At 73.5% G+C, this 22,509-nt stretch carries 21 protein-coding genes; 6 read left to right on the forward strand and 15 right to left on the reverse strand.

The features are described from left to right. The first annotated feature begins 8 nt into the window (after positions 1-8). Genes pqqB through pqqE form a run of 4 tightly spaced genes read left to right on the forward strand, consistent with a single transcriptional unit; the run spans position 9 to position 2,993 of the window. Positions 9-902, forward strand: a complete 894-nt coding sequence (gene pqqB / locus IF55_RS16780) for a pyrroloquinoline quinone biosynthesis protein PqqB (protein ID WP_030877251.1) — start codon at positions 9-11, stop codon at positions 900-902. Continuing rightward, on the forward strand, positions 857-1,600 hold the full coding sequence (pqqC, locus tag IF55_RS16785; RefSeq protein ID WP_048832070.1) for a pyrroloquinoline-quinone synthase PqqC: 744 nt from the start codon (positions 857-859) through the stop codon (positions 1,598-1,600). The genes pqqB and pqqC overlap by 46 nt, the downstream gene beginning before the upstream one ends. Next, positions 1,597-1,854 carry a pyrroloquinoline quinone biosynthesis peptide chaperone PqqD gene (gene pqqD / locus IF55_RS16790; RefSeq protein ID WP_030877249.1) on the forward strand — a complete coding sequence of 86 codons (258 nt, stop codon included), beginning with the start codon at positions 1,597-1,599 and terminating at the stop codon, positions 1,852-1,854. Before pqqC ends, pqqD begins: the two co-directional genes overlap by 4 nt. Next, positions 1,851-2,993, forward strand: coding sequence for a pyrroloquinoline quinone biosynthesis protein PqqE (gene pqqE / locus IF55_RS16795; protein WP_048832071.1), 1,143 nt, complete (start codon positions 1,851-1,853; stop codon positions 2,991-2,993). The genes pqqD and pqqE overlap by 4 nt, the downstream gene beginning before the upstream one ends. Here the strand turns inward: pqqE and IF55_RS16800 are convergent. Then, positions 2,918-4,849, reverse strand: a complete 1,932-nt coding sequence (locus IF55_RS16800; RefSeq protein WP_078644527.1) for an ABC transporter ATP-binding protein — start codon at positions 4,847-4,849, stop codon at positions 2,918-2,920. The two genes, pqqE and IF55_RS16800, sit on opposite strands and share 76 nt — an antisense overlap. Then, positions 4,846-6,648, reverse strand: a complete 1,803-nt coding sequence (locus IF55_RS16805; RefSeq protein WP_051776088.1) for an ABC transporter ATP-binding protein — start codon at positions 6,646-6,648, stop codon at positions 4,846-4,848. Before IF55_RS16805 ends, IF55_RS16800 begins: the two co-directional genes overlap by 4 nt. 122 nt (positions 6,649-6,770) lie before the next feature. On the opposite strand from IF55_RS16805, the gene IF55_RS16810 reads away from it, so the two are divergent. After that, positions 6,771-7,754 carry a phosphotransferase family protein gene (locus IF55_RS16810; protein ID WP_030877241.1) on the forward strand — a complete coding sequence of 328 codons (984 nt, stop codon included), beginning with the start codon at positions 6,771-6,773 and terminating at the stop codon, positions 7,752-7,754. Between the two features lie 32 nt (positions 7,755-7,786). Here IF55_RS16810 and galE read toward each other — a convergent pair whose 3' ends face one another. Next, positions 7,787-8,749, reverse strand: a complete 963-nt coding sequence (gene galE, locus IF55_RS16815) for a UDP-glucose 4-epimerase GalE (protein WP_030877239.1) — start codon at positions 8,747-8,749, stop codon at positions 7,787-7,789. Between the two features lie 286 nt (positions 8,750-9,035). Here galE and IF55_RS16820 point away from each other — a divergent pair, with 286 nt between their 5' ends. Further along, on the forward strand, positions 9,036-10,172 hold the full coding sequence (locus IF55_RS16820; RefSeq protein ID WP_030877236.1) for a glycosyltransferase family 4 protein: 1,137 nt from the start codon (positions 9,036-9,038) through the stop codon (positions 10,170-10,172). A 76-nt stretch (positions 10,173-10,248) separates the two neighbouring features. Here IF55_RS16820 and IF55_RS16825 read toward each other — a convergent pair whose 3' ends face one another. From IF55_RS16825 to IF55_RS16880, 12 genes are all read right to left on the reverse strand, one after another. After that, entirely contained in the window at positions 10,249-11,109 is an 861-nt protein-coding gene (locus IF55_RS16825) for a galactose-1-phosphate uridylyltransferase (protein WP_048832073.1), read from the reverse strand. Positions 11,110-11,137: 28 nt separating this feature from the next. Further along, entirely contained in the window at positions 11,138-12,154 is a 1,017-nt protein-coding gene (locus IF55_RS16830) for a zinc-dependent alcohol dehydrogenase (RefSeq protein WP_030877232.1), read from the reverse strand. 43 nt (positions 12,155-12,197) lie between these two features. Continuing rightward, positions 12,198-12,797 carry an SIS domain-containing protein gene (locus IF55_RS16835; RefSeq protein WP_063763979.1) on the reverse strand — a complete coding sequence of 200 codons (600 nt, stop codon included), beginning with the start codon at positions 12,795-12,797 and terminating at the stop codon, positions 12,198-12,200. A gap of 61 nt (positions 12,798-12,858) precedes the next feature. Beyond that, positions 12,859-13,635, reverse strand: a complete 777-nt coding sequence (locus IF55_RS16840) for a phytanoyl-CoA dioxygenase family protein (protein WP_030877226.1) — start codon at positions 13,633-13,635, stop codon at positions 12,859-12,861. A gap of 42 nt (positions 13,636-13,677) precedes the next feature. Beyond that, positions 13,678-14,802 carry a DegT/DnrJ/EryC1/StrS family aminotransferase gene (locus tag IF55_RS16845; protein WP_078644530.1) on the reverse strand — a complete coding sequence of 375 codons (1,125 nt, stop codon included), beginning with the start codon at positions 14,800-14,802 and terminating at the stop codon, positions 13,678-13,680. After that, positions 14,799-15,740: an NAD-dependent epimerase/dehydratase family protein gene (locus tag IF55_RS16850; RefSeq protein ID WP_048832076.1), complete on the reverse strand. Its 942-nt coding sequence runs from the start codon at positions 15,738-15,740 to the stop codon at positions 14,799-14,801. The genes IF55_RS16845 and IF55_RS16850 overlap by 4 nt, the downstream gene beginning before the upstream one ends. Beyond that, a complete protein-coding gene (locus IF55_RS16855) occupies positions 15,740-16,717 on the reverse strand; it encodes a radical SAM protein (protein WP_030877218.1) in 978 nt (325 codons plus the stop codon). The genes IF55_RS16850 and IF55_RS16855 overlap by 1 nt, the downstream gene beginning before the upstream one ends. Positions 16,718-16,724: 7 nt before the next feature. After that, on the reverse strand, positions 16,725-17,552 hold the full coding sequence (locus tag IF55_RS16860; RefSeq protein WP_048832077.1) for a glycosyltransferase family 2 protein: 828 nt from the start codon (positions 17,550-17,552) through the stop codon (positions 16,725-16,727). After that, on the reverse strand, positions 17,549-18,625 hold the full coding sequence (locus tag IF55_RS16865; RefSeq protein WP_157854278.1) for a GHMP family kinase ATP-binding protein: 1,077 nt from the start codon (positions 18,623-18,625) through the stop codon (positions 17,549-17,551). Before IF55_RS16865 ends, IF55_RS16860 begins: the two co-directional genes overlap by 4 nt. Then, complete coding sequence (locus IF55_RS16870) at positions 18,622-19,875, reverse strand: 2-deoxy-scyllo-inosose synthase (protein ID WP_157854277.1); 1,254 nt, start codon at positions 19,873-19,875, stop codon at positions 18,622-18,624. The genes IF55_RS16865 and IF55_RS16870 overlap by 4 nt, the downstream gene beginning before the upstream one ends. A gap of 5 nt (positions 19,876-19,880) precedes the next feature. Continuing rightward, a complete protein-coding gene (locus tag IF55_RS16875) occupies positions 19,881-20,699 on the reverse strand; it encodes a DNA-methyltransferase (RefSeq protein WP_048832079.1) in 819 nt (272 codons plus the stop codon). A 191-nt stretch (positions 20,700-20,890) separates the two neighbouring features. Continuing rightward, positions 20,891-22,120 (reverse strand): DegT/DnrJ/EryC1/StrS family aminotransferase, encoded by a 1,230-nt coding sequence (locus IF55_RS16880; RefSeq protein WP_030877203.1) that lies wholly within the window; start codon positions 22,118-22,120, stop codon positions 20,891-20,893. Positions 22,121-22,509: the final 389 nt, after the last annotated feature.

Consider the following 22,509-nt stretch of genomic DNA (forward strand, 5'->3'; position numbering starts at 1 on the left):
GCCCCGCCATGCTGCTGCGCGTGCTCGGCACCGCGGCGGGCGGCGGGCTGCCCCAATGGAACTGCGCGTGCCCCGGGTGCTCCGGGGCACGCCGCCATCCGCAGCGCGTCCGCCGCCACGCCTCTCTCGCCGTGCGGGCCGACGACGCCCGCTGGTACGTGGTGAACGCCACCCCCGACATCGGCGACCAGATCGAATCGCACCCCGAACTCCACCCCGGCCCCGGGCACCGCGACACCCCCGTGGCGGGCGTCGTGCTCACCGACGCCGAACTGGACCACACCCTCGGCATCGCCCGGCTGCGCGAGGCCCGCGCCCTGGACGTGCTGGCCACCGGGCCCGTACGAGGCGCGCTGCTGGAGCGGCTGCGGCTGGGCGACATCCTCGGCCCGTACACCGGCATCTCCTGGCGACCGCTGCCGCACACCCCTCAACCACTGATCGAGGGCGGCCCGTTGGAGATCAGCGCCATTCCGGTGGCGAGCAAGAGGCCGCGCTACGCGGCCGATGACGCGCCCGCCGACGACTGGGTCGTCGCGCTGCGCCTCGCCGACCGCGCGACGGGCGGCACCCTCGTCTACGCTCCCGCCCTCGCCGCCTGGCCCGACGCCCTCCAGCGGGCCGCCGCCGAGGCGGACTGCGTGATCGTCGACGGAACCTTCTGGGACGACCACGAACCGAGGCGCGCCGGATTCACCGAGCGGACCTCAACGGCCATGGGTCACCTGCCGATCGACGGCCCGCACGGCACCGCGCGCCGGCTGCGCGGCCTCGACGCCCGCTGTCTCTACACCCACCTCAACAACACCAACCCCCTGGGTGACCCGGCCGCCGAGGAACACAAACTCCTGGCGGAATGGGGCATCGAGGCGGCCGCCGACGGAATGGTGATCGAACTGTGAGCACGCTGGAAGAGCGGCTGCGGGATGTCGTGGCACGGCGCTACCACGACCGCCACCCGTTCAACCGCCGTATGCACGACGGCGAACTGACCCCCGACGAGCTGCGCCGCTGGATCCGCAACCGCTTCCACTACCAGCGCGCCATCCCCGTCAAGGACGCCCTGATCACCGCCAAGTTCGACAGCCCGGCGCTGCGCCGCATGTGGGTGCGGCGCATCCAGGACCACGACGGCGGCGCCGACGGCGAGGGCGGCATCGAACGCTGGCTGCGCCTCGGCGAGGCCGCCGGGCTCACCAGGGAGCGACTGCTCGACGCCGACGGGGTACTGCCCGGCGTGCGGCTCGCCGTGGACGGCTACGTCAACTTCTGCCGGCTCCGCTCCCCGCTGGAGGCCGTCGCCGCCTCCCTCACCGAACTCTCCGCCCCCGACATCATGCGCACCCGCATCGACGCCTTCGAACGGCACTACCCCTGGATCGAGGCCGACGGACTCGCATACTTCCGCACCCGCGTCGGGCAGGGCAGCCGCGACAGCAAGGAGGCGCTGGCGCTCGTCCTGGAGTGGGCCCGTACGGAGGAGCAGCGGGACCGGGCGGTGGCGGCGCTCGCCTTCAAATGCGATGTCCTGTGGTCCCTGCTCGACGCGGTGGACCACGCGGACGGCAGCGAAATCGGTGACGAGGGGCCCCCGGCGTGAACGACTGGCGGCCCGCGCTCGTCCCCGCGGCCATGCTCCGGCACGACGCGGTGCGCGACGCGGAACTCCTGCTGCTGCCCGAGCGGGTGGTGGTCCTCAGCGACACCGCCGCACAGATCCTGCGGCTGTGCGACGGCGACCGCGACGTGTCCGCCATCGTCGGGGAACTGGAGGCGCGCTACCCCGGCGCGCCCGTGGCCGCCGAGGCACCGCGCTTCCTCGACCGGGTACGCGGGGAGGGCTGGCTGCGATGACCCCCGCCCCGCGCCCCTGGGCGCTGCTCGCCGAGCTGACCCACGGCTGCCCGCTGCACTGCCCGTACTGCTCCAACCCGCTGGAACTCACCCGCAGATCAGCCGAGTTGACCACCGATGAGTGGCGGGACGCGATGCGGCAGGCCGGTGCGCTCGGCGTCGTACAGACCCACCTCTCCGGCGGCGAGCCGCTGCTCCGCGCCGACCTCGCGGAGATCGTCGGCGCCGCCGCGGCCGCCGGCCTCTACACCCAGCTCGTCACCAGCGGCGTCGGCCTCACCGCCGCCCGCCTCGCCGCCCTGACGGACGCCGGGCTGCGCAGCGTGCAACTGTCCGTCCAGCACGCCGACGCGGCGGCCTCCGACCGGATCGGCGGCCGCAGATCCTTCGCCGACAAGGAGCGGGCGGCGGCCGTCGTACGGGACGCCGGGCTGCCGCTCGGCCTCAACGTGGTGCTGCACCGCGCCAACCTCGACGCGGTGGACGCCCTCATCGACCTCGCCGAGGACTGGGGCGCGGAGCGGATCGAGCTGGCCAACACCCAGTTCTACGGCTGGGCGCTGGAGAACCGGGCCGCGCTGCTGCCCACCCGCGCCCAGCTCGACCGGGCCCGGGAGACCGTCGAGCGGCGCCGCCGGGCGGGCGGCCCGGACCTGGTGTGGGTGGTGCCCGACTACTTCGGCGGCGAACCGAAGCCGTGCATGGGCGGCTGGGGCGCGCGCTCGCTGACCGTCGCCCCCGACGGCACCGTGCTGCCCTGCCCGGTCGCCGCCGCCCTGCCCGGCCTCGACCCGCCCAGTCTCCGCGACCACTCGCTGGAGTGGATCTGGGACCGCTCCGCGGCGTTCAACGCCTACCGCGGCACGGACTGGATGCGCGACCCGTGCCGTACGTGCGCCCGGCGCACCGCGGACTTCGGCGGCTGCCGCTGCCAGGCGTACGCGCTGACCGGGGACGCCGCCCGTACGGACCCGGCCTGCGCGCTCTCCCCCGACCACCGCCTCGTACGCGACCTCGTCGACGACGGGCCCGGCGGCGCGGCCGGGCCCGTGCCGGACTTCGTCTACCGCGCGCCCGGCGCGGCGCCCGGGCGGTCCGGGTCCGCGTCCTCGCCGAGCGACGCCGACCACCGGGCGTAGAGGAGGCCGAACGGGCCGCCCGCGACGGCCAGTTCGCGGGGGGAGCCGTCCTCCACGACCCGGCCGTGCTCCAGGACCAGGACGCGGTCGGCGGCCAGGACCGTGGACAGCCGGTGCGCGATGATCACCGCGGTGCGGTCGGCGAGGAGCGCGCCCAGCGCCCGCTGCACCGTCAGCTCGGTCGGGATGTCCAGGCTGGACGTGGCCTCGTCCAGCAGCAGGACGGTCGGGTCGGCGAGGAAGGCGCGGGTGAGCGCCACCATCTGCCGCTGGCCCGCCGACAGCCGGTTGCCGCGCTTACGGACCTCCGTGTCGTACCCGTCGGGCAGCCCCGAGATGAACGCGTCCGCGCCGATCGCCTCCGCCGCCGCCCGGACCTCGGCCCGGCTCGCGCCCGGCCGCGCCAGCGCGATGTTCTCCGCGATGGTCCCCGTGAACAGGAAGTTCTCCTGCGTCACCAGCGTCAGCTCGCGCCGCAGGTCCGCGTCGGCGATTTCCCGCAGGTCGACGCCGTCCAGCAGCACCTGGCCGCTGGACGGGTCGTAGAAGCGGGCGGCGAGCTTGCCGATGGTGGACTTGCCCGCGCCCGTCGCGCCCACCACGGCGACCGTCTGCCCGGCCGGGATGGTCAGGTCCAGGCGGTGCAGCACCACCGGGCCGTCCGCCGCGTAGCGGAAGTCCACCGCGCGGAAGACCAGCCGGCCACGGCCGGGCCGGTCGGCGGGCAGCGGCTTCGGGGCCTCGGGCTCCGGCACCGAGGACGGTGTGGCGAGGAAGCCGGAGATCTTCTCCAGCGCCGCGCTCGCCGCCGCGTACAAGTTGGTGAACGTCGCCAGCTCGTCCAGCGGGTCGTAGAACCGGCGCAGGTAGAGCACGAACGCGGTGAGGACGCCCAGCGGCAGCGCCCCCTCGTTCACCCGCCAGCAGCCGAGCGCCAGCACCAGCGCGAGCGCGATGTTGCCCGCCAGCCGGACCCCGGCGGTATAGCGCGCCACCACGCCGAGCGCCTCCGTGTGCGCGTCCCGGAACACCTCGTTGAGGTCGTTCATCGCGGCGTGCTTGCGGCGCTCCGCGCGGAACGCCTGCACCGCCCGTACCGCGTTCATCGTCTCGCCGAACTGCGTGATGATGTCCGCGACGGTGTTGCGGGCCCGGCGGTACGCGCGTTGCGACCGCTCCCGGAACCAGCGCGTCATCATCACCAGCGGCACGATGGACACGAGCACGATCAGGGCGAGCGGCAGGTCCAGCCAGAGCAGCAGCACGGTGATGCCCGCCACCGTCAGCAGCGAGGTCAGCAGCCCGTCCAGGCTCCCCTCGACGAGATCGCGCACCGCGTCGATGTCGGAGGTCAGCCGGGAGATGACCTTCCCCGACGTGTACGACTCGTGGAAGGCCACCGGCAGCCGGCGCGCGTGCTGGAAGATGCGGGTGCGCAGATCCAGCAGCAGCGACTGGCCGATGGCGCCGGACAGCCGGAAGAACCCGAACCGGGCCGCCGCCGCCAGCACCCCGCACCCCGTGAAGCCCGCGACGCACCACATCAGCCGGCCGGAGTCCCCGGCGACGGCCCGCGGAATGCCGTGGTCGATGGCCTGCGCGATGAGCAGCGGGCCGATGAGCTGGGCCACGTTCTCCAGGATCAGCGCGGCCATCGCCACGACCACCTGCCACCGCCAGGGGCGCAGCAGGGAGTAGAGGAGGGCGCGGGAGCGCCTGCGCACGCGGCGGTGGGTGGCCCGGTCCAGTACCGCCGCGTCCTCCACGGCCTCGGTGTCCGCGGTACGCGCGGGGGCCTCGGGGACAGCGGCGGACACGGGCTCCAGGACCTCCGCCGCCGGCTCGCCGCCGCTCATCGGCTCATCACCTCGCCGTCGGGGGCGCCCGGCGTACGCAGCGGGGTGACCGACATCAGGGAGCGGTAGTGGGCGCTGGAGTCCAGGAGTTCCCGGTGGGTGCCCAGCGCCGCGATCCGGCCGTCGGCGAGGACGGCGACGCGGTCCGCCATCCGCGCGGTGTTGGGCCGGTGCGCGACGACCAGCGCCGTCGAGTTCCGCAGCACGCGGCGCAGCGCCCGTTCGACCTCGGCCTCCGTGTGCAGGTCCAGGGCGGACAGCGGGTCGTCGAGCACCAGCAGGGCGGGGCGGCCCACGATGGCGCGGGCGAGCGCGAGCCGCTGCCGCTGCCCGCCGGAGAGCGACAGCCCCTGCTCGCCGATGCGGGTGCCCAGCCCGTCCGGGCCGAGCGCGTCGACGAATTCCTCGGCGCTCGCGGTGCGCAGCGCGGCGCGGATCTCGTCGTCGGTGGCGTCCGGCGCGCCGAGCGCCACATTGTCGCGGATGGTCAGGGAGGAGAGCATCGGGTCCTCGAAGGCGCAGCCGACGATGGTGCGCAGCTCGGTGAGGGCCAGTTCGCGGATGTCGACGCCGTCGACGGTGATCCGGCCGGCGCTCACGTCGGCCATCCGCGGGACGAGCCCCGCCAGGGTCGTCTTGCCGGAGCCGGTGGCGCCGACCAGGGCGAGGGTCTCGCCGGGCCGGATCTCCAGGTCCACGCCGCGCAGGACGGGCCGGTCCGCGCCGGGATGCTGGAAGGACACGTTCTCGAACCGCAGCGCGCCGCGCACCGGCTGGGCGGCGGGCCGGGGCCGCGGCGGGTCGGTGATGTCGGGTTCGGTGTCGCGGATCTCCCAGTACCGGTCGCAGGCCGCGGCGGCCGTGCTCGTCTCGGCGAGCGCCCAGCCGATGCACTCGGTGGGCCAGCGCAGATACGTGCTGACGGTGACGGCGGCCACCAGGTCGCCGAGGGTGAGGGTGCCGTGGGCGATGCCCGTGCCGCCCAGCGCGAGCTGCCCGGCGATGCCCAGCTCGGGGAGGATCAGCAGCGCCGTGGAGAGCGCGGCCATGATCCGTACGATCCGCATCTCGCCGCGGCGCAGCAGCCGGGCCTGGTCGCGGAAGACGCGGGCGCGCGCCCTGCCCTGCCCGAAGGAGCGCAGCACCCGGATGCCCAGCATCGTCTCCTCGACGATGGTCGTGAAATGTCCCGTCTGGTCCTGGACTTCACGGGCCGCCGCCTTGTAGCGGGTCTCGAAGAAGAAGGAGACCAGCAGCAGGGGCGCGAAGCTGCACAGCCCGACCAGGGCCAGCGACGGCTCGATGGAGAACAGCAGGGCGAGCCCGACCAGCAGGGTCAGCGAGTTGACCACCAGGAAGACGGCGGCGAACGCCAGGAACTTCCGCAGCGTGACCAGGTCGTTGACGGCGCGGGAGAGCAACTGGCCCGACTGCCAGTGCTCGTGGAAGCCGATCGGCAGCCGCAGCAGATGCCGGAAGAGGTCGGCCCGCATGCGCGACTCGACCAGGGCGGTGGGCCGCGCGATGAGCTTGCGGCGCCCGTAGAAGCAGCCGGCCTCGGCCGCGCCGAGCGCCGCGACGAGAAGAATCAGCCATATCGCCTGCCCGGTCCGGCCGTTGGTCAGCGGGCCGTCGATGATGCGCTGCGTGACCAAGGGGATGGTGAGGCCGCACAGCAGCGCGGCCAGCGTGGCCGCGGCGGCCCCGGCCACCGGCACCCCGACCGGCCGTAAATACGGACCGAGCCGCCAAAGGGCCGTAAACGAGGAACCCGACCTCCGGGGCGCGGCGTCGTTCACGCTCAATTCCTGCTCCTCACCAGCATCGAGTGGTGGCCAAACTTCACCGTTGTCCTGGATGTGCGCCGTGCTAGCCTGACGGGAATTCCGACGGGCGTGTGCAAACGAATCGAGGGTCTTTCGTGCAGAATAATCACCTCGCCGACCTGAGCCGAATCAATTCGGACGACAGCTATGCCGAACTCCGAAACGACGCCGCTTTCTGGGAGCCCTGGGCCCGCCACGCCCTCGACGAGCTGGGCCTGCCCGCCGGCGAGCTGCGCGTCCCCGGTGAGAGCACGAACCCGGTCCTGATCAGCGACACCGGCCTCGCGGTGAAGCTGTACGGGGAGCACTGGTGCGGCCCGGAGTCCTACGCCTCGGAGCTGGAGGCGTACGAGGTGCTGGCCGGGGCCGACCTGCCCGTGCCGAAGCTGCTCGGCCGCGGCGAACTGCGCCCCGGCGGCGCCGGGTGGCCCTGGCCGTACCTCGTCATCGAGCGGGCCACGGGCCGCACCTGGCGGGAGGCCGCCGACGCCGCGGGCCCGGACGACCGGCCCGCGCTGCTGGCCCTCGCCAGGGAGTTCGGCGCGACGCTGCGCCGGCTGCACGCCGTGCCGCTGACCGGCCCGGCCGTGCTGCGGCCCGACTCGCGGACCTTCCCCGACCTGCTCAAGGAGCGCCGCGAGGCCACCGTCGCCGACCACCGCGAGTGGGGGTACCTCTCGCCCGGCCTCCTCGACGCCGTGCCCGCCTTCCTGCCCGACGTCGACGAGCTGCTGGCCGGCCGCGAGCCGCGGTTCGTCCACGGCGACCTGCACGGCACCAACCTCTTCGTCGACCCCGGCCTGGGCGGGATCAGCGGGCTGATCGACTTCACCGACGTGTACGCCGGCGACCCGCGGTACAGCCTGGTCCAATTGCATCTCAACGCCTTCCGGGCCGACCGCGAACTCCTCGCCGCGCTCCTCGAAGGCGCCGACTGGGACGTGAGTGACAGCTTCCCCAGGGAAATGCTCCAGTTCACCTTCCTGCACGACTTCGAGGTCCTGGAGGAGACCCCGCTGGACCTGACCGGCATCGACGACATCGATGAGCTGGCGCGGCGGCTGTGGGGCGTCGGCTGACCCGCCCGCGGACGGGCCGGGCCCCGGCGGCCTCACCCGCGCCGGGCCCGGTGGAAGCGGTAGGCATCCTCGATCATCTCCGCCAGATCCGGCCGCCCCGGCTTCCAGCCGAGCTCGCGCCGGATCAGGTCGCCGGCCGCCACCAGGGTCGGCGGATCGCCGGGGCGGCGATCCGCGGCCCGGGACGGCACGGGCCGGCCGGTGACCCGCGCCACAGCGTCCAGCACCTCCAGAACCGAGAACCCCTGCCCGTTGCCGAGGTTGTAGATCCGGTGCTCGCCGGGGGCGACGGTGCGCAGCGCCGCCAGGTGCGCCTCGGCGATGTCCGCCACGTGGATGAAGTCCCGCACGCAGGTGCCGTCCCGGGTCGGGTAGTCGTCGCCGTACACCGAGAACTCCGGCCGCCTGCCCAGCGCCACGTCCAGCGCGATGGGGATGACGTGCGTCTCCGGTTCGTGCCGCTCGCCGCAGTCGCCCACCGAGCCCGCCACGTTGAAGTACCGCAGGCTGACCGCGCCCAGCGGGTGGGCGCGCGTGTAGTCGTCCAGCGCCTTGTCCACGGCCAGCTTCGACGCCCCGTACGGATTGGTGGGCGCCGTCGGCGCGCTCTCCGTGATCGGCACCTCGGCCGGCTGGCCGTATGTGGCGGCGGTGGAGGAGAAGACGAGCCGCTCGACGCCGGCCGCCAGCATCGCGTCCAGCAGCCGCAGCGTCTCGACCGTGTTGCCGCGCCAGTACCGCTCCGGGCGCCGCACCGAGTCGTCGATCAGCGACCGCGCCGCCAGGTGCACCACCCCGTCGAAGCGGCGCGGCCCGGCGAGGACGCGGGCCGCCTCCGCCATCGTGCCGCGCACGAACTCGGCGCCGCGCGGCACCGCGTCCGCGAACCCGCTGGAGAGGTCGTCGACCACCACCACCCGGTGCCCCTCGTCGAGCAGCCGCCGCGCCACCACGCTGCCGATGTAGCCCGCGCCGCCGGTCACCAAAAGCCTCATCGTCCGTCGCCTTTCCACGCGCCGTCGCCGTGCAGTACGGAATTCCGCAAGCGAAATACCGGCCGGACAGTATCGGCCGGTGTTATGCAAATAAGTGGTACGGGGCGGCCGGGAGGAAATGCCGCCGGTTTTCTCATGGGCTCCTGCTTTTTCCGCATGCGTGCTTCCCCAAGATTGTCCCCACTGATATCGTCCTGTCGTATCCCGCCGCCGCCCGAGGTAATTCGACGGGTCGCGCGGAAATTGCTGCGGCAGATGTGCCGCACATTTCGGAGGTGGTACGCACATGAGCGAGACCCAGCGGACACGGCCTCGGATCCTCTTCGTGTCGGCCAATGAATCGGCGCCCTGGGGCCCCAGCGAGACCAACTGGGCGCTGGCCGCCGCCCACTGGCTGCGCGACGGCGCCGAGATCCACGCGAGCGTCAAGGGCTGGGACGAGACCCCCGGCGAACTCGCCGACCTGGAGAAGGCCGGCTGCGTCGTGCACCGCAGGTGGGACCACCCGCCGTACGATCTGCGCCCCTGCTACGAACTGCCGTGGTCCGAGCGGCGGCTGAGCACCCTGGAGGCCGTGCGGCCCGACTTCGTCGTCGTCTCCCAGGGCGACAACTACGAGGGCCTGGGCTGGCTGGAGGAGTGCCGCCGGCGCGGCTACCCCTACGTCGCCTACTCCAATTCCGCGTCCGAGTACGAGTGGCTGACGGATGATGTCGCGGAGCGCCTGGCGAGCGCCTACAACTCCGCTCTGGCGTCGTTCTTCGTCTCCGAGAGCAACCGGGAACTGACGGAGCGACAGGTCGGCGCCCGGATACCCAACGGCCGCGTGGTGCGCTGCCACTTCAAGGTCGACTACGACGCCGCGCCGCCGTGGCCGGCGGAGGACACCCCCGTACGCCTCGCCTGCCTCGCCCGCCTCGACCCCAACAGCAAGGGCCACGACGTCCTCTTCGACGTGCTGGCCCGCCCCAAGTGGCGCGAGCGCCCGCTGACCGTCTCCGTCTTCGGCTCCGGCGAGTACGAGGGGGTGCTGCGGGCCCTGGTCTCGCGGCTCGGCCTCGACAGCGTGGAGTTCGCCGGCTACACCAAGGACATCGAGGAGGTCTGGCGCACCCACCACGGGCTGGTCCTGTGCTCGCGCGCCGAGGGACTGCCGACCGTCATCATCGAGGCGATGCTCTGCGGCCGCCCGGTCATCGTCAGCGACGTCGCGGGCAACGCGGAACTCCTCACCGACGGCGACACCGGCTTCGTCGCCGCCGGCCCCGTGGCCGACTGCCTCGACGAGGCCCTGGAGCGCGCCTGGCAGCGCCGCCCCGACTGGCCCGCCATCGGCGCCCGCGCCGCGGTGGCCGTGCGCCGCCAGATGCCGCGCGACCCGATCGCGCTCCTCGTCGACCAGTTCAAGGAACTGGCCGGGTGAACCGGCCGCTTCCGGGCGCACCCCGCCCGGAAGCGGCGCCCCCCGGCGGGCCGTGCCGTAAGACGTCACCGGGCCCTCACGCCTCCCGCAGCCGCTCGGCGGCGACCTCGGGCTCCAGCGGGGTGAAGAAGATGCCGCTGCCCAGTTCGCCGGCGGCGATGTAGCGGGGGACGCCGGGGGACCGCCAGACCGAGACGATCTCCACGTACAGGTGGGCGCGCGGCCAGGTGGCGCCGTCCGTCGGGTGCTGGTGGACCCAGAGGAAGTACGGGGCCGGGCCGCCGAAGAACCGCTCGAAGCGGCCGACGACGCCGGACAGGAGCCGGGCCAGCGACAGCCGGTCCCGCGCGTCGCAGGCCGGCAGGCCGGGGAGATGGCCGCGCGGCGCCACCCGCACCGTGTACGGGTAGATCGGCGCGCGCGGCACCCACGCCCACCACTCGTCCTCCTCCGCGACCAGCAGCTCCTTCGCCGGCCCGGCGCACAGCGAGCAGCCGTCCGCCCCGCCGTCGCCGCCCAGGTGCGCGGCGGCGGTCGGCGGCACCTCGGCCAGGCCGAACGCCTGGCCGTGCGGATGGTCGACGGTCGCGCCCGCCTCCGCGCCCCGGTTCTCGAAGAGCAGCACGTAGCCGACATCGGGCAGCGCGCCCAGCGACCGCGTGCACGCGTCCCACAACCCGACCGCGCGCACCGCCTGTTCCTCGCCCATCGTCGCCCAGGTGGCGGCGTGGTCGGGGGAGTACAGCAGCACTTCGCACCGCCCCGCCTCCAGCGCGGGCCAGCGGTTGGCGAACCGCCGCACCCGGTAGGGCTCCGGCGCCTCCAGGCCGCCGGGGCAGAACGGGCAGTCCGCGCCGCGGGTGCGGGGCCGGCCCTGACGGCTGCCCCGCACCATGACGCGCGCGCCCGTCAGCGGGTCCCTCCTCAACTCGGCCACGGAACGGTCTCCTTCCTCGGTTCCCCGGCTACGAGTCCGCGCGGATCGCGACCCGGATGACCTCGTCCCCCGGCTCGTCCGCGAGGTGGAACGCCTTGCCGGCGTCGGAGAGGTCCACGACATGGGTGATGACCTCGTCGGTGCGGATCGCGCCCCGGCTCACCAGGCCCGCCGCCGCGGGCATATAGCGGCCCGGCCCCATCGTGCCGATCATCTCCATCAGCTTCAGCGGCCACCGCGCGGACTCCAGCTCGACGCCGCGGCCCATCCGGTAGCCGATCAGCCCCACCCGGCCGCCCGGCACCACCAGATCCGTGGCCAGCCGCACGGCGGGCGGCTCGCCGCTCGCCTCCAGCACCACGTCCGGCAGCCCGGCCGGCCCCGCGTCGGCGATCCACGCGGCCACGTCAGCGGGGTCGCCGAGCACCGTCTCGGCGCCGAGCGCGGCCGCCGCCCGGGCCCGCTTGGCGATGGGGTCCACGGCCAGGACGACCCGGGCGCCCACCGCCCGTACGGCCTGGAGGACATTGAGGCCGATGCCGCCGCAGCCCAGCACGGCGACGCTCTCGCCCGGCTCCAGCCGCACCCGGTGCAGCGCGTGCAGCGCGACGGCCAGCGGCTCCGCCTGGGTGGCGGTCAGCAGGTCCGTGCCGGGCGCGAGCCGCACCAGGTTCGCCGCGGGCACCGCGATGTACTCGGCGCAGGCGCCCGGGTCGGTGAAGCCGAACTCCCGCAGCTCGGGGCACATCACGAGCTGCGAGCGGCGGCACCAGCGGCAGCGGCCGCAGCCCAGCGCGAGATCGGCGACCACCTCGTCGCCCGCCGCGAAGCCGCCGCCCCGGCTCTCCACGACCGTGCCGCTCCACTCATGGCCCGGCACCGCCGGAAACGCGGTGCCGTGCCACGCGTTGTTGTACAGCGACACGTCGCTGCCGCAGATGGAGTTGTACGCGACCTTCACCAGCGCCCAGCCCTCGGGGACCTCCGGGTCGGGCACCTCCCGCACGGTGATGTCGCGGGGGCCGTTCAGGACTGCTGCTCGCATGCCGTGGCCTTTCTGGTCGAGGGAAGGAAACGGGGAGGCGGGCTCAGCGGGGGCCGGGGACGTCGCGGAGCGACTGGGTGACGTAGTGGAAGATCATGCTGTGCATCGCCTCGGCCAGGCCCACGTCCTTGGTCGGGGCGTTCACCTCCAGATCGGCCAGGTCCCGCAGCGTGCCGCCGGTGCCCGCCGTCACCGCGACGACCCGCACCCCGGCCTCCTTGGCGTGCCGGGCGGCGGCCACCACATTGGGGCTGGTGCCGGAGCAACTGATCACCAGCAGCCGGTCGCCGGGCGCCGCCAGCAGCCGCAGCGGCTCCACGAACACCCGCTCGTAGCCGCAGTCGTTGGCGTAGGCCGTCAGCATCGAGAGGTTGTCGGTCAGGGCGATGGCCCGCAGCGGCGGCCCGTCGCCCGTGTACGCGCCCTTGAGGAGGTCCTGCGCGAGGTGCGAGGCGGCCGAGGCGCTGCCGCCGTTGCCCGCGAGGAAGACGGTCGAACCGTCGCGGCGGACCGCGTCGAGTTCGGCGATGAGCCGGTCGACCTGCTCGCCCATCGAGCCGAGCAGCGGGCCCGCCGTGGCCAGGTATTCGTCCCACGGGCCCAGGTCCGGGCGGACCGGGGCGGCGAATGCGTTCTGTGTCATGTCTGCGTCCCTGCAATCCTGTCGGGGAATCCGGTGCGCCGCGCCGGGGAGGCGCCCGCACTCAGTGCACGAAGTCCTCTTCGACGTCGTGGTCCACGTAGCCCGCGCCGCGCAGATCCCCGGTCTCCCCGTCCAGCTCGCGCCAGTCGGAGAGGAACGTCGGACCGTACCCGAACGCCACCAGCAGCCGGTCGCCGTCGGTGAGCTTGCGCCGGGTGCCGTGCATCAGGGCCTCGTTGAGCAGCAGCATGTCTCCGGAGCGGACGAAGACATCGGTCAGGGTGGGGAAGCCCGTATCGATCAGCGAGGCGCGCACCCCGCGCTCGGCGCGGGGCCGCAGCAGCGGGAAGTTGGCCTTGTGCGACCCCTGCACATAGCAGAACGAGCCGTCCTCCTGGGACTGGATGTCGCTGAGGTAGACCAGGGTCTTGACGTACGGGCAGTACAGCTTGCCGTCGTGGTAGGTGTGCGTGATGGACAGGTCCCGGCCCACCACACCGCCGCCGAGGTCGAGGAGTTCGGAGTTGCCGCCGTGCAGGTAGAGCACGCTGTCCTTGCCCCGCCGCAGCCCGTACCCCTCCAGCAGGCGCAGCGGCTGGTTGACGACGTCGCGCACCGGGCCGACCAGCCGCTCGTCCAGCGCCAGCCGGTCGAAGACGGGGCTCGCGGCCGGCAGGTCCCGGTAGCGCGCCGTGTTCGCGAACCCCGGGTCGACGGTGGCCAGCCGGCCCAGCTCCGCCGTGTACGTCTCCACCTCCGCGGCGCTGAACGCGCCCCGGACCACGAGGAACCCCGTGGTGTCGAACAGATACAGCTCTTCCTCCGATAGTGCGGGCACGGCTGTCCTTTCGCGATGCCGGGGCGGGCGGGGCCGCGGCGGTCAGGTGAGGTTCTTCTCCAGGGCCGTGACGACGAAGTCCACGTCGTCCTCGGTCATGCGGGTGTGCAGGGGCAGGCAGATGTGGCGGGCGCACACGTCCTCGGACACGGGGTGGCGCGTATCGCGCGGTATCCGGTCGGCGAACACCGGCTGGGCGTCCAGCGGCATCTCGTAGATCTCGCCGCCCAGGCGCACCCCGGCCTCCTTGAGGGCGGCCTTCAGCGCGGCCCGGTCCACGGCGGGCTCCAGCAGCACCGCGTACTTGTACCAGCTCGCCGGGGTGTGCGACGGGAGTACGGGCGTGAGCCCCGGCAGCCGGGACAGGCCCGCGGTGTAGCGGTCCGCCAGCCGCTGCCGCACGTCCAGGAACTCGTCCAGGCGGCGCAGTTGGGCGCGGCCGACGGCGGCGTGCAGCTCGCTCATCCGGGCGTTCTCGCCGAGCACGGTGTGGTGGCTGCGCCACGCCTCGGTCTTGCCGAGGTTGCGGTACAGCCCGATCGCCGCCGCCAGCTCGTCGTCGTCGGTGGTCAGCATGCCGCCCTCGGCACAGGTGAGCACCTTGGTGGCGAAGAACGAGAACGCGCCCGCCACCCCGAAGTTCCCCGCGTGGACCCCGTCGAGGCGGCTGCCGTGCGCGTGCGCGCAGTCCTCGAACAGCCACAGCCCGCGGGCCTCGCACCAGTCGGCGATCGCCCGCAGCTCGGGGGTGATGAGGCCGCCCATGTGCACCACCAGCACACCGACGGTGTCCTTGGTGACGGCCCGTTCCAGCGTCTCGACGGACGGCGCGAACGTCTTCGCCTCCACGTCGACGAGGCGGGTGCGGAGCCCGGCCAGCAGCGGGGCCGCGGCCGTCGAGTAGAAGGAGTTGGCGGGCACCAGCACCTCGCCGATGCCGCGCTCGGCCAGCGCCCGCAGCCCGCAGACGAGCGCGGCGGTGCCGGACGCGAGCGCCACGGCGTGCCGGGCCCCGGTGTACGCGGCCATCTCCCGCTCGAACGCCGCCACTTCCTCGCCCTGCGCGAGCTGCCCGGTCTCCAGGGCGGTGCGGATGGAGCCGAGGATGGTCCCGATGTCCGCCGCGGAGAAGTCCGGCCGTACGGGCACCACTTCGCGTTCCGTCATCGGGTCGCCGCCTTCGCGCCCGGGGCGGCGTGACCGGCCGCGGCGAGTTGCAGGGCCAGGCCCTCGTCGATGCCGATGCGCGGGGTCCAGCCCAGTTGGCGCCGGGCCTTCTCGGTGGAGACGAAGCGCTGCGCGTAGACGAGTTCGCCGCGCCGGGTCGGCTCCTCGCGGTGGGTGATGGGCACCCCGCCGAACAGGGCGGACACCTTCTGGGCCAGCTCCAGGGTGGTGATGATCTCCGGTCCCTCCAGGTTGTAGACCTGGCCCGCCGCCTCGGGCGCGGTCGCCCGGTAGAACGCGTCGGCGAGGTCGTGGGCGTGCAGGAAGGCGCGGCGCTCGGAGCCGTCGCCGAAGACGGTGAGCGGGCCGCCCTCGGCCGCGGCCCGCAGGAACGCGGAGACGACCAGACCGGGCCACATGCCGGGGCCGTAGACGGGGCTGTAGCGCAGCACCGTGGACTGGAGGCCGTGCAGCCGGGCGAAGTCCCGGGCCAGCAGCTCCTTGGCGATCATCGAGGTGGTGTAGAAGTGGCCGGCGCCGGTCGGCAGGAACGGCTCGTCCTCGTCGATGGCCTCGGTCCGCATCGCGTTGTAGACCCAGCAGCTCCCCGCGATCACGACGCGGGAGACGCCGGAGGCAGCCGAGGCGGCCAGGATGGCGGCGGTCCCGGTGACGTTGGCGTCCATGGCCGTCACGGGGTCGGCCAGCACGGCGCGCGCGTCGGCGACGCCCGCCAGGTGCATCACGGCGTCCGGCCGCCAGGAGGAGAACAGCTCGTGCAGTTCGTCCCTGGCCGTCACGTCGAGCGCCGTGCCGGGGAACGGGTCGTCGGGGGTCCACCGGTTGTCGAGGACCATCACGTCATGGCCGGACGACTCGAAGCGACGGGCGACGTGCCGGCCGATGAAGCCGGAACCGCCGGTTACCAGGCAACGCATCAGGACCTCTTCCGGGCGCGGGGGGCGTGCGGGGCGGGTACGGGCACGGCGGCTGCCGCGCGGTCGCGCAGCCGCTCCTGCCAGGCGTCGGCGCTCTCGACGGCGCAGCCGTCGTCGGCGTCCGGCCGCTCTTCCAGCAGGGTCAGGAAACGGTGGTCGGTCAGCTCCTCGGTGCTGTGCTTCTGGAGGTCGCGGAAGTCGCGGCGGGTGCGCTGCTGGTGCGGCATGCGCCGGCCGACGCTGCCCATGCAGTTGCGGCAGGCGGCCAGCGGCTCGGTGTCCTGGAGGTAGGCCAGCAGCCGTTCGGGGAAGTCCGGCTCGTCGGTGACGCGCAGGCCGTCCGTCCACAGCGGCTTGGCGCCGTCGAGGACCTGGGGCAGGAACACGGACTGCGGGCACTTGAAGAAGTGCCCCTCGTACAGCGTGTGGCAGCGCCAGACGTGCGCGATCTGGCAGGTCGCGAAGATCCGCCGGACCAGCGCCGCGTCGTCGGTGCCGTGCTCCGCGTACGAGTAGCGGAAGTGCGAGTAGTGCGAGATGTTCAGCAGCACGCCGTGCTCGTCCGCGTACGCCCGTACCCGCGCCATCTTCTCGTCGTCCAGCTCCCGGTCCGGGTAGACGGAGATCTCGATCTCGTCGACCGCGGCGTAGAAGTCCTCGCGCATCCGCGGCAGGAGGATGCCGTTGGTGCAGACCGTGATGTGCGGCGCGAGGCCGGAGGCGCGCACCTGGTGCAGGATCGGCACGAGTCGGGGGTGGAGCAGCGGTTCGCCGCCGAGCACCTTGACGAACTTCGCCGCGAACGACCGGGCCAGCAGGTGGAGGTCGCGGGCGGCGGTGTCGGGGTCGATGAAGGACCGGCGGAAGACCGGTGAGAGGTGGCTGCACGAGGCGCAGCCGAGGTTGCAGTGGTGCGCGACGTTCAGCTCGCAGCCTTCCGGACTTACGACCTTCCCGTTCGCGATGTGATAGGTCATCAGTTCCTCATTCTCGCCAGGAGAACGTCGAGTCGAAGGAGAGGGAGAAGTTGTTGGAGTAGCCGCCGAGGTAGTAGCGCAGCGTCGGCAGCCCCGTACAGGAGACGGGCTCGCGGCGGGCCCGCAGATCCATCGCCAGCTTGTCGTCCTCGCCGATCCGCTCGGCCTCGTCCCGCGCGTCGAAGGAGTCCCGGAACGGGACCTCCAGCAGCAGCTCCCGCGCGAGCAGCCACTCCCCGGTATCCACCTCGATCACCGGGTCGGGCACGCCCAGCGGGTCGAGCCGGTCGCGCCGTACACAGGAACCCGGCTCCACCACGCCCTTCGCCCGCAGCCGCGCGTACTCCGCGCGCCCCTCCGCCTCGTCCTCGGACCACGGCGAGCGCTCTTCGAGATACGGCGTGCCATCGGCGTTGACCATCTGGGACTGGGAGTGCACGGCCCGGTGGCCCGTACGGGCGGCACACTCCAGCAGCGACGCGAGATGGTCCGCCTCCCACTCGTTGTCGTCGTCGAGGAACGCGATCCAGGGGCTCCGGCAGATCCGCACGGCCATATTGCGCAGCCGCGAGGAGCGGCCGGGACCGGACACGTCGCGCGGCCCGCGGCCGGCCAGCAGCCAGCGCACATTGGCCGGCGGCTCGGGCAGCTCGCGCAGCGAGCGGTAGGTGTCCAGGCAGTCGTCGATCACGATCAGATGCTCGAAGCCGCCCGGCGGACGCTGCCCCTGCGCGCTGCGCACCGCGCGGGCCAGCAGCCCGGGCCGGGTGCGGGTGATCGTCACGACGGTGATCGGCACCGCCGCCGGCCGCTCGGGGGCTCCGGTGGCGCTCACAGCGGCAGCCGCCCGGTCCGGGAGCCCTCGTCGGTCAGCCGGAACGTCAGCTCCCGCAGCCCCGCCTCGCCCAGCGACCGGCGTACGTCACCGTGCCGGGCCGGCGGGCACACCAGCAGCAGGAAGCCGCCGCCGCCCGAACCGAGCAGCTTCGCGCCCCGCGCGCCCGCCTCCATCGCCCGGTCGTGCAGGGCCTGGAGGTGCGGGCTGCTGATCCGCGAGCCGAGCCGCGCCTTGAGCGACCAGTGCTCGTTGACCAGCCCCGCCACGGCGTCCATATCGCCCGCGACCAGCGCGTCGACCATGCCGTGGGTGAGGGAGCGGATGGCGTGCAGCCTGCGCAGGGACGCATCGTGACCGCTGAGCGTGCGCTGGTTCTGCTCGGCGAGGATGTCGCCCGCGTCCCGGCTGATCCCGGAGTGGAAGAGCATCAGATGCTCCTCCAGGGCGGACCGGGAGGCGGCCGGCAGGTCGAGCCGGTCCGGCGCCACCCGCCCCGACGGATGGAACCGCAGCAGCCGGACGCCGCCGAACGCGGCCATGTAGTGGTCCTGCTTGCCGACCGCGCGCCCGAGGTCGTCGATCTCCACCGCGCTCGCCGCCTCGGCGAGGGCCTGCCGCGACAGCGCGCCGGGCGCCGCCGCGTGCAGCAGCGAGACGGCGAACGCGGCGGACCCGCCGAGCCCGCTGCCGCTGGGCACGTCGCTGAACGAGGCGACCTGGTAGCCGCTGCGCAGCCCGGCGCGGAGCAGACACGCCCGCGTCATGGGGTTGGGGTGCTGGTGGGCGCCGTCGCACAGGTCGTAGCTGTCGGTCGCGGCCCGCACCCGGCCGTCGAACTCGCGCGGGAAGAGGGTCACGCCGACGTACCGGTCGATGGCGCAGCTCAGCACCAGCCCGCCGTGGCGCGAGGAGTAGCTGGGCAGATCGGTGCCGCCGCCGGCCAGCGAGACGCGCAGCGGGGAGCGGGCCGTGACGATGGCGGGCCCCGTCGGCGGAGCCGGGGAGGCGTCGCGGGTGTCGGGCGGGGGCGGGGTCAGGGGCGTGGGCAGCGGCCAGCGGATATCGGTCATGAGGCGGCGTGCCCCTCGGCTCCCCGCGCCGCCGCCGGGCACTGCGCGCCCCGCCGCAGCAGGTCGTGGACGGCGTCGGCGACATGGGCGTGCGGTACGGGCGTGAGGTAGTGCTCGTCCGCGCCCAGCGGCTTGCCGAGCGCCCCCAGCAGCACCATCGCCACCTCGTCGCCGCCGCACGAGCGGTAGCCGCGCTTGTTGTCGTACGCGACGTGGTGCAGCACCGTCGTCGGCGCGATGCCCGCCGCCAGGCACCGGCAGACGCCCGCCCGGTCGACCAGCTCCTCGTGGACGGCCACGTCCGCCGCGTCGAGCAGCCCCATCCGGTGCGCCACGTCGGCCGCCGCCACCATGCCCAGCGCCACCGCCTCGCCGTGCTTGAGCGCCGCCTCCTTGGCGCCGTGCGCCGTGCTGGCCAGCTCCAGCGCGTGGCCGATGGTGTGCCCGTACTCCAGGAGCAGCCCGGAGTACTTCTCGTACGGGTCCGCCAGCAGCAGCCGGCCCTTGACGGCGAGGCTGAGGTCGAAGATCTCGCCGAGGTCGGCCGGGGTGTAGTCCGCCCGGCGGCGCAGCAGCCGGCGCAGCCGGGGGATCTGCGCGGGGTCGATCGCCAGGGCGTTCTTGACGGTCTCGCAGGTACCGGAGCGCAGATCGCGCGGTGAGCCCAGGGCGACCACCGCGAGGTCCACGAGGATCAGTTCGGGCGGGTGGTAGAGGCCGACCATGTTCTTGGCGTGCGAGGTGTTGACGGCCTGCTTGACCGAGATGACCGAGTCGCAGGCGGCGATCACGGTCGTCGGCACGTGCACCAGCCGCACCCCGCGGAAGAGCAGCCCGGCCAGCAGCCCCGCGATATTGCCGGGGATGCCGCCGCCGGCCGCCACCACCACGGTCCGGCGCGTCGCCCCGAAGTCCAGCGCCAGGTCGACGAAGCGGGACAGCGTCGCCAGGTTCTTGTGCTCCTCGCCCGGCGGGTGGGACAGCAGCAGCGTGGGCGCCACGGCGTCGAGGGCGCCGGCCAGCTTCCCGGCGACGACGTCCGCCACGTTGTCGTCGGTGACCACGATGAAGCGGTCGGCCCGCAGCGAGCCGAGCGTCTCGGCCATCTCGTCCTGCACGTCCTCGCCGAGCAGGACGCGCACCCGTTTGTCCGCCACGTCGAAATGGCGCTCGCGCAATCGTCGCCCGCCCGCCGCGGTGGCGGTGTCCGCGGGGGAGGGGGCTGCCGGTGAAGGGGCCTGAAGATCCATCGTCATCACTTTCGGAGAGAGTCGATGCGCTGCTTCGCGATGTCGATCGCCTCGGCGGAGAAGTCGTTGCACGACCACTCGCGCCCGGCCGACTCGGCGGCCAGCGCCGTCGAGCCGATCCCGCAGAACGGGTCGACGACGCGCTCGCCCTCCTCGGTGAGCAGGCGGATGAAGTACAGCGGCGCCGCGACCGGGAACCGGTCCGCGTCGGCCCGGCTCAGCCGCTCGGGCACCCCGTCGAGATACGGGTAGTCGGCCGCGGAGTCCCCCATGGTGAGGAAGTTGCCGAACGGCTGTGTCAGATAGTTCTGGAACCCGCGCACCCGCCGGGTGTCCACCGGCACGTCCGGGGTCCGGGCCAGCCAGAACCACGTGGTGACGCAGTCGTGCAGACGGATGCGGCCCTCGGTGACCCACTCGTCCCGCGCGTCGAGGAGTTCGGGGTTGTACCAGTAGAACTCCTGGAGGAGGTGCCAGTCGCCGCGGGCGAGCAGCCGGCTGATCGCGGCGAGGTTCTGCACGGTGCGCACCGGCCGGTCCCGCGCCCAACTGCACCCGGTCTCGATCACCACGCTGCCGTCCGGCCGCAGCACCCGGGCGAACTCGGCCATGTAGCCGTCCAGCCAGTCGCCGAACGCCGGGTTGGTCGGGTCGTCCGACGACGGCTCGTAGGGGCCGGTGAACCAGGGGGACGTCACCACCAGCCGCGCGCCGGCGGCCGGCAGGGACCGCAGGAAGGCGGTCGCGTCCCCCTGGGTCAGGGTTCCGGCGGCGGTGGCCGCCACTGTACGGACGGTGGAGCCGGTCTCGGTACGAGCGCTCATCAAGGGCCTCTCGCTCGGCGGCGGGGGATCGGGGCGACGACGGACGGGGCGCCCGCGTCGGGACGGGGCGTCTGCGGGCAGGGCGCCCGCGTCGGGGCGGGGGCGTCGGAGGGCGGGGCGTGCGTCGGGACGGTGCGTCGGCGGGTGGGCCGCCCGCGTCAGGGCGGGGCGTCTGTGCGAGGACGCGCTGGTCAGGACAACGGCGACTGGGCGCGGGCCTTCTCCAGCGCGGTGACGACGAGCTCCATGCGCTCCGGCGGCGCGAGGAAGAGGCGGTGCGGCAGGACCACCGCGTTCTCCCCGGCGAACTCGGCCGCGGGCAGCTCGAACCGAGCGGGGTCCAGCGTGCGCGCACCGCCCGGCCGCTTCGCCCAGCCGGAACGCAGCGGCTGGTAGAGGACGTTGCGATGGAGCGCGGAGTCGATGGGCTCGACGTGCAGGCCGAGCGCCTGGGAGAGCGCGGCGGCCACCGCCTCCTTGGCGCCCGCGCCGAAGACCGCCGGATCGAGCCGGACGCAGAACTGGTAGGCGGCGTCCGCGGTGAGGGCGGCCGGCCGCGTCAGCGGACGCGCCCCGTCGAAGCCCCCGAGCAGCTCCTCCAGCCGCCGCATCGCGACGCGCCTGCGGTCGTTCTCCGCGTCCAGCCGGGCCAGCCCCTCCAACGCCACGGCGGCGTTGAACTCGCTCATGCAGTAGTTGTAGCCCTGCACCCCCGGCAGCTCCGCCAGCTCCAACTCGCCCACGGGGGCGTCCCGGTGGCCCCGCCCGTCCGCCCGCTTGCGGAACAGCCGGTCGTGGACCTCCGGGTCGGAGGTGACGGCGACGCCGCCCTCGCCGCAGGTCAGCAGCTTGGTCTGCTGGAGGCTGAAGGCGGCGGCGTCGCCGATCGCGCCGAGCCGGCGGTCCCGCCACATCGCGCCGTGGACGTGTGAGCAGTCCTCCAGCAGGGCGATCCGGTGCCGCCGCGCCAGGACGGTCATCGCGTCGAGGTCCACCGCGGACCCGTACAGATGCACCGCCATGATCGCCTTGGTGCGCGGGGTGACGGCCGCCGCGGCGGCCTCCACCGACATGCACAGGGTGTCCGGCTCGATGTCCACGAGGACGGGCACCGCGCCGACGCGCAGCACGGAGGACGCGCAGGCGACCCAGGTCAGACCGGGTACGAGCACCTCGTCGCCGGCCCCGACGCCCAGCGACTCCAGCGCGATGGTGAGCGCCGCCGAGCCGTTGCAGGTGGGAACCGCGTACGGCACCTTCATGAAGTCGGCGAACGCGGCGGCGAAGGCGGCCTCATACGATTCCTCGCCCGTATAGGCGCCGCTCACCGCCCAGCGGCCCGACCGGAGCGCGGCGAGCAGGTTCTGCTCGGTCTGCGGGGAGTGCGTCGGCCACTGGGGCCAGGGGAGAGCGTCGGTCATCGTGACCCTCCGATGAGGTGTCGGTCAGTCAGCGGATGGGCGGCATGGGGCAGTTGGGCTTGGGGGGGTGTGCGGCGCGTACGTGCTCGGGCAGGGTGGCGTGCCTGGTGCGCCGGTTCGCGGGGGAGCGGGCGCCGCGGCGATGGGGGTGGCGCGCGGGGCGTGCGGGGCCGGGCTGGGGGAGTGCGTCTGAGGGACGTACTGGCATCCATGAGAGCGGTTGATCCGCCGTGTGAGCGTACGCCGACTGCTGATGCCCCTGTCAACCATGGTGAACGGTGATGGCTCATTGCCGCCCCATGCCGTCCGCTGTAGTTGTGGCGCAGGGGGCGGAGGAGCCGTGGTGAGCGTGTGCACACGGGAAGGCGCCGACCCGGAACGTACCGGAC

Origin of the sequence: Streptomyces varsoviensis, assembly GCF_000718635.1 — a bacterium.
Lineage (GTDB): Bacteria > Actinomycetota > Actinomycetes > Streptomycetales > Streptomycetaceae > Streptomyces > Streptomyces varsoviensis.